11 protein-coding genes are annotated in these 13,352 nt (G+C 55.2%); 5 read left to right on the forward strand and 6 right to left on the reverse strand.

Translation table 11 applies throughout. The features are described 5' to 3' along the window. Window positions 1-68 precede the first annotated feature (68 nt). Window positions 69-1,628, forward strand: a complete 1,560-nt coding sequence (locus F9C28_RS09140; RefSeq protein WP_233149004.1) for an EAL domain-containing protein — start codon at window positions 69-71, stop codon at window positions 1,626-1,628. Between the two features lie 15 nt (window positions 1,629-1,643). Here the strand turns inward: F9C28_RS09140 and ppx are convergent, their stop codons facing one another. The 4 genes from ppx to purM form a co-directional block, all read right to left on the reverse strand. Continuing rightward, complete coding sequence (ppx, locus tag F9C28_RS09145; RefSeq protein ID WP_199014913.1) at window positions 1,644-3,185, reverse strand: exopolyphosphatase; 1,542 nt, start codon at window positions 3,183-3,185, stop codon at window positions 1,644-1,646. Between the two features lie 6 nt (window positions 3,186-3,191). Next, window positions 3,192-5,252, reverse strand: a complete 2,061-nt coding sequence (ppk1, locus tag F9C28_RS09150; protein WP_199014914.1) for a polyphosphate kinase 1 — start codon at window positions 5,250-5,252, stop codon at window positions 3,192-3,194. A gap of 177 nt (window positions 5,253-5,429) precedes the next feature. Continuing rightward, complete coding sequence (purN, locus tag F9C28_RS09155) at window positions 5,430-6,071, reverse strand: phosphoribosylglycinamide formyltransferase (protein WP_199014915.1); 642 nt, start codon at window positions 6,069-6,071, stop codon at window positions 5,430-5,432. After that, the gene (gene purM, locus F9C28_RS09160; protein ID WP_199014916.1) at window positions 6,072-7,112 is read right to left on the reverse strand and encodes a phosphoribosylformylglycinamidine cyclo-ligase; all 1,041 of its coding nucleotides are present in this window, start codon (window positions 7,110-7,112) and stop codon (window positions 6,072-6,074) included. Window positions 7,113-7,334: 222 nt separating this feature from the next. Between purM and upp the strand changes: the two genes are divergently transcribed. The 3 genes from upp to F9C28_RS09175 all read left to right on the forward strand — a co-directional run bounded on the left by upp (window position 7,335) and on the right by F9C28_RS09175 (window position 10,106). Then, complete coding sequence (gene upp / locus F9C28_RS09165; protein WP_199014917.1) at window positions 7,335-7,961, forward strand: uracil phosphoribosyltransferase; 627 nt, start codon at window positions 7,335-7,337, stop codon at window positions 7,959-7,961. A 75-nt stretch (window positions 7,962-8,036) separates the two neighbouring features. After that, on the forward strand, window positions 8,037-9,317 hold the full coding sequence (gene uraA, locus F9C28_RS09170; protein ID WP_199014918.1) for a uracil permease: 1,281 nt from the start codon (window positions 8,037-8,039) through the stop codon (window positions 9,315-9,317). 87 nt (window positions 9,318-9,404) lie between these two features. After that, window positions 9,405-10,106 carry a DnaA inactivator Hda gene (locus F9C28_RS09175; RefSeq protein ID WP_233149006.1) on the forward strand — a complete coding sequence of 234 codons (702 nt, stop codon included), beginning with the start codon at window positions 9,405-9,407 and terminating at the stop codon, window positions 10,104-10,106. A gap of 79 nt (window positions 10,107-10,185) precedes the next feature. Here the strand turns inward: F9C28_RS09175 and arsC are convergent, their stop codons facing one another. After that, a complete protein-coding gene (gene arsC / locus F9C28_RS09180) occupies window positions 10,186-10,545 on the reverse strand; it encodes an arsenate reductase (glutaredoxin) (protein WP_199014919.1) in 360 nt (119 codons plus the stop codon). A 9-nt stretch (window positions 10,546-10,554) separates the two neighbouring features. Then, a complete protein-coding gene (gene bepA / locus F9C28_RS09185; RefSeq protein WP_199014920.1) occupies window positions 10,555-12,024 on the reverse strand; it encodes a beta-barrel assembly-enhancing protease in 1,470 nt (489 codons plus the stop codon). Window positions 12,025-12,251: 227 nt separating this feature from the next. Between bepA and F9C28_RS09190 the strand changes: the two genes are divergently transcribed. Next, window positions 12,252-13,325, forward strand: coding sequence for an AI-2E family transporter (locus tag F9C28_RS09190; protein WP_199014921.1), 1,074 nt, complete (start codon window positions 12,252-12,254; stop codon window positions 13,323-13,325). Window positions 13,326-13,352: the final 27 nt, after the last annotated feature.

A 13,352-nucleotide genomic window follows, 5' to 3' on the forward strand; every position in this document is an offset into this window, starting at 1 on the left:
ATGTGTTTGCGGGAAAAAAATCGGCCCAGATCCGCGAAATTTTAATCAGCGAGTCAGCTTGGGAAGAAATGACCTGCTTATTCGCACCTTCCTTAGCATTACTGATATTGCCGCTGACAAACGATAGTACAATATTTAACACGAATTATACCTTAACGCTTATTTTACCCATGATGTTGTGGGGGGCGATGCGTTTTGGCTATTTATTTATAATGATTGCCTGGACAATAATAATTACTATCCTGAGTCACTATTTCTATCGGTATGTTCCACAGGGTAATGATTATAAATTGCAACTGGCAATAACCTCTTCCTGTTACGCGGTATTTTCATTCTCTATATGCCTGATGGCCATTGTGACTACCCGCCAGCGGGCAGACTCCGCCCTGGAGCGCAGATTGTCGCTGATTGACCCGATGGTCCGGCTGCCGAATTTGCGGGCGCTGTCGCTGGATTTGGGGATGTATACCTCGTCCGTGGTGTGCTTCTTGCGTATTCCGGGTCTGGAGTTGCTGGGGCAAAACTATGGCGTGATGCTGCGGATTAATTACAAGCAGAAGCTGTCGGTCATATTGCGCCGGGAAGTGGCAGATAACGAACTGGTCTATCAGTTGTCTGGCCATGAACTGGCCCTGCGGCTGAACGGTGATGCCACCGCCGAACGGATTGCCCATCTGTATGAGCAAGTGAAGGCGTTCCGCTTCCAGTGGGACGGTATGCCGCTGCAGCCGCAGGTGGGGCTCAGCTACTGCTATGTGCGCTACCCGGTGGACCATTTACCCCTGTTACTGGGAGAGCTCAGCAGCATGGCGGACCACTCGTTAATGACCAACCGCCCGGAGAGTGTTCAACTGCGCGGGGCCAGACATGTCCAGAACTCGGTAAAACGTAAAGTGGATATGCTCAACCAGCTCCAGCATGCCCTGGATAACAACGCGTTCTTAGTGCAGGCCCAGCGGGTGCAGGGGGTGCGCGGCGACCATTATTATGAAATCCAGCTCCAGATGCAGGGAGAAGATGATATCTATTTCCCCAGCCAGTTTTTGTCGGTGGCGCAGGAGTTTGGGCTGTCATCAAAAATGGATTTATGGACACTCCGGGCGACACTGGCATTTATTGATAAGCGCCGGGAAACCTTACCAGGAATACGCTGTGCTATCAGTCTGACCCCGGCATCACTGTGCCGCTCGCAGTTTCCTGATGATGTTCGTGCACTGTTACACCGCTACCATGTTGAGCCCTGGCAGCTGATTTTTGAGGTCACCGAAAATCGCGTCTCTTCACGTTTTGCTCAGGCAGACGCCACCCTGCGGGTGCTACGCAAAATGGGATGTCGCATTGCTATCGCCGATTTTGGCAGCGGCGGCTCCAGCTACCTGAGCCTGCGGGAAATGCACGCGGATATCATGAAAATCGACGGGAGTTTTATCCGCAACCTGCTGGTAAGCAGTGTGGATTACCAGATTGTGGAGTCTATCTGCCAGCTGGCCCGGGCGAAGCGGCTGCAAATTGTGGCCACCTATGTGGAAACGGAGGCGCTGCGTAACGCGGTAGAGAGTATGGGGATTGATTATCTGCAGGGGTCGGCAATCAGCAGGCCGGTATTGCTGGAGCAGATAACGGCCTGATGTACAGCCCCGGGATCAAGCCACCGCTTCGGGGGCGGCTTCTTCCTCGAGGGTCAGTTTCCAGCCGGGGATGCTTTCCCAGTATTGCTGTTCCCGCTCCAGATCCAGCAGCACCAGCGCGTTCTGGCGCAGCCAGTTGTGGGGGAAGCGTAAGGTCCAGTGGTGCTCGTCCATCTCCAGTACCAGGGTATCCGGGCGCGTGGTGGCCTGGCGCTGATTGTTAAGCAGCAGACCGAGGCGCAGCATTTTTACCAGCGGCAGAAAATGTTTTTTCTTAAACACGGTAAAGCGCGGTAATTCGCTGAGCTTAATCCCCTTACGGCTGAACCTGACCAGGGCGGCCATAAACAGCTGTTGCTGTTGGGTGAAGCCCGGCAAATTGCTGTTTTGCAGAATATAGGCAGAATGGCGATGCATGCCGCTGTGGTTGATGCTGATCCCCACCTCATGGAGCATGGCGGCCCACTTGATCAGCGCTTCGGTTTGCGGGGTCGCATGTTTGGGATGCCGCTGCTGCCACTGGTCGTGAATGCGTAACGTGGTCTCCAGGACGCGCCGCGCCTGCTCACCGTCAATATGGTACTGGTGCGCCAGGCTTTGTGCGGTGCGGCTGCGGATATCCTGATGGCGGAAACGGCCTTCCATTTCATACAGCACCCCTTCCCGCAGGGCACCTTCCGACAGGCGCAACTCGCGGATTTTCAGGGCGTCAAAAATACCGCACAGGATTGCCAGCCCCGGCACAAAGACCGCTTTACGTTCATCAGAAAGCCCGGGCAGGCTGAGGGCATCAAGCGAATCAAATTTCAGGATGCAATCCACTAACTTTTCGAGGCGTTCCGGGGTAATAATCCCGTCAGCATCGCCCATCTGGATAAGGATTTCCCGGGCCGCTTTGATGGTCCCGGAGGCCCCCAGCGCCACACTCCAGCCGTGCAGGCGGTACTGCCAGGAAAGACACTCCAGCTTTTGGACCGCCGCTAAGCGCGCGCGGCCGAAATTCGTTTTGTTCAGTTTGCCGCTGGCGAAAAACAGCTGATTAAAACTGACACACCCCATACGGCGGCTTTCGATAAGCTGGGGTTCAAAATCCTCGCCAATAACCAGCTCCGTTGACCCACCGCCAATGTCGATAACCAGTTTGCGGCCCTTTTCGGGCTGGGTGTGCTCCACCCCCATAAAAATCAGCCGCGCTTCTTCGTTGCCGGAAATAACATCAATCGGGTAGGGGAGGAAGGCCTCCGCGCGTTTAACAAACTCGGCCAGGTTCGCTGCCTGGCGCAGTGCGTGGGTCCCCACAATGGTGACGTTATCCGCCGGAAAGCCCTGCAGGCGTTCGGCAAACAAGGCCAGGCAGCTCAGCCCGCGCGCCATTGCCTCTTCGGTGAGGTTGTTCTCATGGTCGAGCCCTTCGGCCAGGAAGACCCGTTGCTTCAGGCGGCCAATAATTTGCAGCGCACCGTCTACCACCCGGGCGATCACCATATGGAAGCTGTTAGAGCCAAGATCGACGGCAGCAAACTCCTGCGGCCGGGGTAGCTGTTTGGTTATCGGCATAGTCTGTTATTCGGGCTGTTCCAGGGATTTTATATAGTCATAGATTGCCGTCTGGGCGCGAACCTTGCGGCGATTTCCGCGCGGAACATAACAGTTACTGAGTTCTTTGTCGATAATTCGCGCTTTGACCGTGTCGCTGAACAAAATCTCAATGATATCCAGCACGCGCTGCTTAAGGCGCGGATCGAGCAGCGCCACGCCAACCTCAATACGGTAATCGATATTGCGGGTCATCCAGTCGGCGGAGGACAAAAAGACTTTTTTATCGCCGCCGTTCTCAAAGATATAAACCCGGTCATGCTCCAGGAACCGGTCCACAATGCTTATCACCCGAATATTCTCGCTGATGCCCTCCAATTGTGGGATCAACGAACACATACCGCGCACCAGCAGGTTGACGGGCACCCCGGCACAGGAAGCCGCATACAGCCGGTCAACCAGGCCGTTATCCACCAGGTTGTTCAGTTTCAGGGTGATGCCGGAAGGCTGCCCGGCGCTGGCGGCGGCGATCTCTTTATCAATAAATGAGTAGAGCAGCCGCCGGGAGTTCTGCGGCGACACCAGCAGATGGTCGAAGGTGACCGGCCGGTAGGGGTTCTCAATAAAGTTAAACACCCGGCGCACTTCGTTGGTGATACGGGCGTCGGCCGTCAGTAGTGAGTAGTCGGTATAGACCCGGGCAGTCTTTTCGTTAAAGTTACCGGTACCGATGTGGGCATAGCGAATAATGTCGCCGTTCTCCCGCCGGGAAATCAAAAACAGTTTGGCGTGAATTTTCAGCCCCGGGGCAGAGAAAATCACGTGCACCCCGGCCTCGGTCAGGCGTTTGGCCCAGTGGATATTGGCCTCTTCGTCAAAACGGGCCTGTAACTCAACCACCACGGTGACTTTTTTGCCGTTGTGGGCGGCGTGGATCATCGACTCAATAATCTGTGAATCCTTGGCCACCCGGTAAATATTGATTTTTATCGACAGCACATTCGGGTCGAAGGACGCCTGGCGCAGTAGCTCCAGCACATGTTCAAACGTGTGATAGGGGTAGTAGAGCAACACATCCCGTTCGCGAATGGCGTCGAACCCGTTACGGAATTTATCAAACCAGATGTGGCGCAGGCGCGGCATTGGTTTATTCACCAGGTTTGCTTTGCCGACATTGGGGAATTTAATAAAGTCTTTAAAGTTGTGATACCGGCCACCGGGTACTATCGAGTCGTAGCGTGAAATACTCAGTTTTTCACGCAGGGTCTCTACCAGGGCATCCGGCATATCCCGCTGGTAGACAAAGCGGACGGGTTCTGCGGTCAGGCGCTGTTTCAGGCTGGATGACATCAGCTCCAGCAGGCTGGACTCCACCTCATGCACCAGGTCATATTCAGCATCCCGGGTCATTTTCATTGAATACGCGTTCAGCGCGTCGTAGTCGAAGAAACCTTTAAAAATATCATCAAGGCAATAACGCATGATGTTATCCAGCAGGATCATCGGCTTACGGCGTCGCGGGGTTTCCGGGGGCAGGTTTACAAAGCGCGGCACTTTATCTGACGGGATCTCCAGCAGGGCATAGTGAGTGCTGTCACCGCGAATGATCTCCACCGCCAGATAGGTGTAATCGTCTTTCAGGAACTGCACCAGATCCGTCTCCCGGGTGATAAGGATCGGAGTGATATACTGGCGCAAATAGTGTTTGAAGTAATCCCGCAGCCAGAGTTGCTGGTTAGGGGAGAGCTGGCGTTCGTTGATCAGGAAGATCTGGTTGCGCGCCATCTCCAGCAGTAATTCATTGTAGAGCGCGTCGAACTCCTGATCCGCTTTCAGTACCCGGTTCTGGATCTTACTCAGCAGATGGCGAGAGTGGGAGTTGGAGCCTTGCTCCTCGCTGATCAGAATACGGCTTTTCAGCTCGGCAAAGCGAACTTTATAGAACTCATCCAGATTGTTCGAATAGATACCGAGGAAACGCATGCGCTCAATCAGCGGATTGCTTTTATCGGCGGCTTCCTGCAGAACGCGTTCGTTAAATGATAACCAGCTCAGTTCTTTTTCGATGTAAAGCTTATCCTGTCCCATTCCAACTATGCTCCGGTTACTGATCTCTGGATGTGGAAAATCCGTCTCACCCGCTGATTATTATGGCGAGCTTTCCAGTAATATGTCCAACCCGAAGAGAAGACAAGAAAAACACACACTCTGCGGCGCAGTTCCCGACCGGGCAAGCGCCGCAGAGTGGCAGGAGAGGTGATGCGATCAGAGGTCGGCGGCGTAGCCTTCCGGCGGCAGGGGCTGGCCATCCAGCTGGGGCGTCCCGTCGCACATTTGCAGGCGGCCGCTGGCAAACCAGCCGATCACCAGCGGATAAATCGCATGCTCCTGGTGCTGGACCCGGGCCGCAACGAGGGCTTCGTCATCCTCCGGGAACACCGGGACCTTAGCCTGTAAAACCAGCGGGCCGCCGTCCAGCTCTTCGGTGACAAAGTGCACCGAGGTGCCGTGTTCGCTATCACCGTTTTCCAGCGCTTTACGGTGAGTATGCAGGCCGGGATATTTCGGCAGCAGCGACGGATGAATATTGAGCATCCGGCCCTGATAATGCTGCACGAACGCCGGGCTGAGGATGCGCATATACCCCGCCAGCACAATCAGATCTGGCTGGCAGGCATCAATTTGCGTCATCAGCTGGCTATCGTATGCGTCGCGGTCGGCAAAGGGACGGGGATCGACAACATAGCCGGGGATCCCGGCGATTTCCGCACGCTGCAACCCGTAGGCATCGGCCTTATTGCTGAATACCGCACAGACATGGCCGGCAACTTTACCCTGCTGGCAGGCATCAATAATCGCCTGCAAATTACTGCCGTTGCCGGAGATAAGCACTACGATACGCGTCATTTACGCGATAACCACACGTTGCTGATCGTCTTCAGAGGCGTTAATCGCGCCGATCACCCAGGCTGTCTCACCCAGTGCGTTGAGCAGGTTGACGGCGTTATCGGCCTGGTCCGCCGGCAGCGCAATGACCATACCCACCCCGCAGTTAAAGGTGCGGTACATTTCGTGGCGGCTGACGTTACCCGCCTGCTGCATCCAGTTAAATACCGCCGGCCACTGCCAGCTGGCTTCGTTAATTACGGCCTGGGTATTGTCTGGCAGTACGCGCGGGATATTTTCCCAGAAACCGCCCCCGGTCAGGTGGGCAATGGCGTGAACTTCCGTCTTGGCAATCAGTTCCAGAACCGGCTTAACATAAATGCGCGTCGGGGCCAGCAGATGGTCGGCCAGCGGTTTGCCGTCCAGCATCTCGGTCAGGGGATCGGTGCCGCTGACCTCGAGAATTTTGCGCACCAGCGAGTAGCCATTGGAATGCGGGCCGCTGGCGGCGAGGGCGACTAACACGTCACCGTCGGCAACTTTGCTGCCGTCGATAATATCGGCTTTCTCAACCACGCCAACACAGAAACCGGCCACATCGTAATCGTCACCGTGGTACATGCCCGGCATTTCGGCGGTTTCGCCCCCGACCAGGGCACAGCCGGATTGCAGGCAACCTTCGGCGATGCCGCTAATCACGCTGGCGGCGGTATCGACATCCAGTTTGCCGGTGGCGTAGTAGTCGAGGAAGAACAGCGGCTCTGCGCCCTGGACCACCAGGTCGTTCACGCACATGGCCACCAGATCAATACCGATGGTGTCGTGGCGATGTAAATCCATCGCCAGACGTAATTTGGTACCCACCCCATCAGTGCCGGAGACCAGCACCGGTTCGCGGTATTTTTGCGGCAGCGCACAGAGCGCGCCGAAACCACCGAGACCTCCCATGACTTCCGGACGGCGAGTTTTCTTTACAACGCCTTTAATTCTGTCGACCAGCGCATTCCCTGCATCAATATCAACACCGGCATCTTTATAGCTAAGAGTGGTTTTATCGGTCACGGCTCAAGTCCCCACGGGTGGTATAGAGTAGAAAACGGCGCAATTCTAACAGTCAAAGCAAACGTTTGCGAGCCTCTTATGTTGACGAAATGAATTATTATCAAAGCGGGCTCTTTGCTATTCCGTTGATCCAGATCAGCCACCTTACCGGTGGCGCTGCGCAAAAAAAGCGGTATAATCCGGCGATTTTTTTTGCGGTTACCGCCTTTTAGGAGAATGAGTATGAAGATCGTGGAAGTGAAACACCCACTCGTCAAACATAAGCTGGGCCTGATGCGCGAGCATGACATCAGCACGAAACGTTTTCGCGAACTCGCCTCTGAAGTCGGTAGCCTGCTGACTTATGAAGCCACGGCCGATCTGGAAACTGAAAAAGTGACCATCGAAGGCTGGAACGGTCCGGTCGAAATTGAACAGATTAAAGGTAAGAAAATTACCGTTGTTCCTATCCTGCGCGCCGGTCTGGGGATGATGGAAGGGGTTCTGGAACACGTGCCGAGCGCCCGTATCAGTGTGGTGGGGATTTACCGTAACGAAGAAACCCTGGAGCCGGTACCGTACTTCCAGAAGCTGGTGTCCAACATTGATGAACGTATGGCGCTGGTGGTAGACCCGATGCTGGCAACCGGTGGCTCAATGATTGCGACCATCGACCTGCTGAAAAACGCCGGCTGCTCCAGCATTAAAGTGCTGGTCCTGGTTGCGGCCCCGGAAGGTATTGCCGCGCTGGAAAAAGCCCACCCGGATGTGGAGCTGTATACCGCGTCAGTGGATCAGGGGCTCAACGAGCACGGATACATTATTCCCGGCCTCGGCGATGCGGGCGACAAGATATTTGGTACTAAATAACAATGTGAGCCGACTTGATAGTCGGCTTTTTTTTGGTTTATTCCACCTTAACAATAAGATGCTGAGGAAAATGCTATGACACGCCGGGCCATCGGGATAAATGAAAGACCGCCATTATTACAAACTATCCCGCTCAGTTTGCAGCACTTGTTCGCCATGTTTGGCGCAACGGTACTGGTGCCGATTATGTTCCACATCAACCCGGCAACGGTCTTGTTGTTTAACGGGGTAGGTACGCTGCTGTACCTGTTTATCTGTAAGGGCAAAATCCCGGCGTATCTGGGGTCCAGCTTTGCATTTATCTCCCCGGTATTACTGCTGCTGCCGCTGGGATACGAAGTGGCGTTGGGCGGTTTTATCATGTGTGGCGTGCTGTTCTGCCTGGTGGCGCTGATTGTTAAAAAAGCCGGGACCGGCTGGCTGGATGTGATGTTCCCACCGGCGGCGATGGGGGCAATTGTTGCCGTTATCGGCCTTGAGCTGGCGGGCGTGGCGGCGAATATGGCCGGACTGTTGCCTCCAGAGGGGACGGCGCCGGATACGAAGGCGATTACCGTGTCGCTTATCACCCTCGGGGTGACTATCTTTGGCTCGGTGCTGTTCCGCGGTTTTCTGGCGATTATCCCAATCCTGATTGGGGTGCTGGTGGGGTATGCGCTGTCATTCGCGATGGGGATGGTGGATGTCACCCCGATTATTAATGCCCACTGGTTTGCGCTGCCGACCTTTTATACCCCGCGTTTTGAGTGGTTTGCTATCTTCACGATCCTGCCTGCGGCGCTGGTGGTGATTGCCGAACATGTCGGCCATCTGGTGGTCACCGCCAATATCGTCAAGAAAGATCTGATCCGTGACCCCGGGCTGCACCGCTCCATGTTTGCCAATGGCTTTTCTACGATTATTTCCGGGTTGTTTGGTTCTACGCCGAACACCACCTACGGTGAGAATATCGGTGTGATGGCCATCACCCGGGTTTACAGCACCTGGGTTATCGGCGGCGCGGCGATTTTCGCCATATTGCTGTCTTGCGTAGGTAAACTGGCGGCGGCTATCCAGATAATTCCGGTACCGGTAATGGGCGGTGTTTCCCTGCTGCTGTACGGCGTTATTGGCGCCTCCGGTATTCGCGTACTGATTGAGTCTAAAGTGGACTACAGCAAAGCCCAGAACTTGATCCTGACCTCGGTTATCCTGATTATCGGCGTCAGCGGGGCGAAGGTGCATATTGGTGCCGCCGAGCTGAAAGGCATGGCGCTGGCGACCATTGTTGGGGTGGGCCTGAGCCTGATCTTTAAAGTGATTAGCCTGGTGCGCCCGGAAGAAACGGTGCAGGACAGCGTTGATCAGCAGCCCTGATGCCCGTGGCCGGGCGGAGAGTTCCGCCCGGTTGTGATTTTGTGATAAACTTCACCCCGTTTTTCCGCCATACCTGAAGAGGTTTTTCTGAATACGCCGGCACAGCTCTCTTTGCCACTCTACTTACCTGACGACGAAACCTTTGCGAGTTTCTGGGCAGGGGATAACGCGTCTTTATTAGCGGCCCTGCAAAATGTGTTGCGTCAGGAGCACAGTGGGTACATCTATCTGTGGGGCCGGGAAGGTGCCGGTCGCAGTCATTTGTTGCACGCGGCCTGTGCTGAACTGTCCCAGCGGGGGGATGCTGTCGGGTATGTCCCGCTGGATAAGCGCACCTGGTTTGTGCCCGAAGTGCTGGACGGTATGGAACATCTGTCGCTGGTATGCATCGATAATATCGAATGTGTTGCCGGGGATGACCCCTGGGAAATGGGGATTTTTAACCTCTATAATCGCATTCTGGAGTCGGGCAAAACCCGGCTGCTGATCACCGGCGATCGTCCGCCGCGCCAGCTTAATCTGCATTTACCGGATCTCTCTTCCCGCCTTGACTGGGGGCAGATCTACAAATTACAGCCCCTATCGGATGATGATAAGTTACAGGCGCTGCAACTGCGCGCCCGGTTACGGGGATTTGAACTGCCGGAAGATGTCGGGCGCTTTTTACTTAAACGGCTGGAGCGCGAGATGCGCACGCTGTTTATGACCCTCGATCAGCTCGACCACGCGTCCATTACCGCCCAGCGCAAATTGACTATTCCGTTTGTAAAAGAGATTTTGTACCTGTAGTTCGCGCCGGATATATTCTGATGACTGGTTAGCAAAAACCAGTAACCGGCAGGCCACAGAACGCGGCCTGCGCGATATATTATTGCAGTATTTCCAGTACCTGCTCCGGCGGGCGGCCAATTCGCGCTTTACCGTGATGCACCACAATGGGCCGTTCGATTAATTTGGGATGGGCAACCATCGCATCAAGTAACTGTTCTTCACTCAGCGCCGCATCGGCCAGCTGCAGCTCCCGGTACAAATCCTCTTTATGGCGCATTAACTCACGCGCGCTGTGCATCCCCAGCATCTTCAGTAACGCCTTGAGGGTGGTTTTATCCGGTGGGGTTTCCAGATACAGCACCACTTCCGGTGTTACGCCGTGCTGCTGAAGCAGGGCGAGGGTCTCGCGGCTTTTAGAGCAGCGCGGGTTGTGATAAATCGTCACGGCTGAATTCATGCAATGTCCTTAGCGTTTTTCGTAGGGGCGGAAGCGCTGTTGCAGGCCCCGGAACTGATCGATACGCGCATCATAACGCGCCTGTTGCAGACTACCGAGCTTCACCTGGCTGCTGGCGCTACTCAGTAACGAAATCGCCTGATCCAGGTTACCAATCAGCCCCATGACCTCAGCCCTGGCCGCTAGCTCCTGATCCCGGTTACCCAGCGCAGACTGTGCCTGGGCGAGCAGATCCCAGCCGTTAGTATCGTCCGGATGGGCAAAGGTATAGCGGTTGAGAATGGTCACCGCGCCGGCGGGCTGGCCGCCTTCCACCATGGCATTCGCTAGGTTGAGTTGCAGAACCGGATTATTGTTCAGCCCCGGTGCTGACTGGAGCCGTTTAATCGCCTCCTGGGGTTTGTTCTGGCCGAGGTTGATATCGGTCATCAGATCCAGATACCACGGATTTGTGGGCTGGGCCTGGAGCAGGGGCTGAAGTTCCTGAGCGGCTTTAGCAAAATCTTTATTCTGCATGGCAACCACGGCCCGGCCATAGCGGGCGGCGGTCTGTTCGCGGCTGTTGCCGTTTGCCCAACCGGCTAACAGATCGCTGACCAGCCCTTTTTGATCGTCCGGCCCATACATCCCCATAATACGGGCTTTGGCCAGATAGAAATTTTCTGAAGACTGAACCACCACCGGACGCATTTGGTTGGCGCGGTTACGGGCATCAGACAGACGGCTTTCCGGCAGGGGGTGGGTGAGTAAGATTTCCGGCGGCCGGGTTGCGTAGCGGGATTGATCGAGCAGTTTCTCCATAAATGCCGGCATGGCCTGAGGATCAAACCCCGAGCGCTGCAAGACCTGAATGCCGATACGGTCCGCTTCCTGTTCATTCTGCTGGGTAAAGCTGATCATCCCCTGCTGGGTACCCGCCAGGGTACCGGTCAGCGCCGCCATACCGGCCTGGGGGCTGGCCATTGCCAGTAAAATTGACCCCAGCGCGCCGACCCAGGTCAACGGGGCGTTACGCTGTTGATCTTCCATAGCGCGGGCCAGATGGCGCTGGGTAACGTGAGAGATTTCGTGCGCCATAACCGACGCAAGCTGGCTTTCGTTATCGGTATAGCGAAACAGCGCCGAGTGCAGTACCACATTGCCGCCGAAAAAGGCGAAGGCGTTAATGTCGTCATTATTAATCAGGTAAAAATGAAATGGGGTGCGTACGGAGTTGGCGTGAGAGACCAGCCGCATGCCGAGATTATTCACATACTGCACCAGCAGTGGGTCGTTTATCAGCGGGGCACTGCCGCGCAACTGACGCACGTAAAAATCCCCCATCTGCAGTTCCTGGCCGATAGACAACGTATTACCGGCGGACGTGCCAATATCCGGCAACTGATCAATCGTGGTGTCTGCACTAGCGGGTGCAACCTGGCCGATAAGCACTCCTGCCATCAGCGAGGCCATCAATGTTATTTTTAGTTGCCTGAGCATAACTTCTGTCCTGTAAAGTTAGTTCCCATTTTTGACCGGCCCGGTAGTGAATTGTTCATTGATTCTGACAGACTGCGAGTGTAGCCGCTCCCTCGCGGGAATGAAACGTCAATAATAGCAACTATTATCGCCCCGTCAGCCCGGCAAAATTCTGGTACTTTTCTGTGACATTTAGATACACTTCAGGCTCCATTGTTATCCCCGTTTTGTGATCAAGGAAAGGATCAATGCTCGATTTGATATTGCAGTGGTACCGCCGGCGTTTCAGCGATCCGGAAGCGATAGCGCTGCTGGTGATCCTGTGCGCGGGTTTTATTATTTTATTTTTCTTCTCGGGCATTTTGGCACCGCTGCTGGTGGCGATTGTGCTGGCGTACTTACTGGAGTGGCCCACCGCGCGCCTTGAGCGGTTAGGCTACTCCCGGTGGCTGGCAACGTCACTGGTGCTGGTGGTGTTTGTCGGGATTTTACTGGTTCAGGTGCTGGTGGTGGCGCCCATTGCCTGGCAGCAGGGGATTTACCTGATTCGCGATATGCCCGGGATGCTGACTAAGCTCTCCGGGTTTGCCTCAACACTACCGGAGCGTTATCCGGCGCTGGTGGATGCCGGGATTATTGATGCGGTTGCTGAGAATGTGCGCGCCAGGCTCCTGGTGATGGGGGATTCGGTGGTCAAGCTTTCTATCGCTTCCCTGGTAGGGCTGCTGACGCTGTCCATTTATCTGGTGCTGGTGCCGCTGATGGTCTTTTTCCTGGTAAGAGATAAAACCCAGATGCTCAATGCGGTGCGCCGGGTGCTGCCCCGTAATCGCGGCCTGGCCGGGCAGGTATGGCAGGAGATGAACCAGCAGATCAGTAATTATATTCGCGGCAAAGTGGTTGAGATGGTTGTGGTCGGCGTAAGCACGTGGATTGTGTTTATCTTTTTCGATCTCAACTACTCACTGCTGCTGGCGGTACTGGTGGGGTTCTCGGTACTGATTCCGTATATCGGTGCGGTGGCGGTCACCATCCCGGTGGTGTGCGTCGCGCTGTTTCAGTTTGGGCTAACGGCCGATTTCTGGACGCTGTTTATTGCTTATCTGGTGATTCAGGCGCTGGACGGTAACCTGCTGGTACCGGTGCTGTTTTCCGAAGCGGTTAACCTGCATCCGCTGGTGATTGTCCTGTCGGTGGTTATTTTTGGCGGCCTGTGGGGATTCTGGGGGGTATTTTTTGCCATCCCGCTGGCGACCCTGATTAAGGCCGTATGGCGGGCGTTACCGGACAATCCCGCCCTGGAGAGGGCAAGGGAGAAATAGCGCCATCAAAAAAAGCCGGTTATTACC

Origin of the sequence: Shimwellia pseudoproteus (assembly GCF_016415625.1) — a bacterium.
In the GTDB taxonomy this organism is placed as follows: domain Bacteria; phylum Pseudomonadota; class Gammaproteobacteria; order Enterobacterales; family Enterobacteriaceae; genus Shimwellia; species Shimwellia pseudoproteus.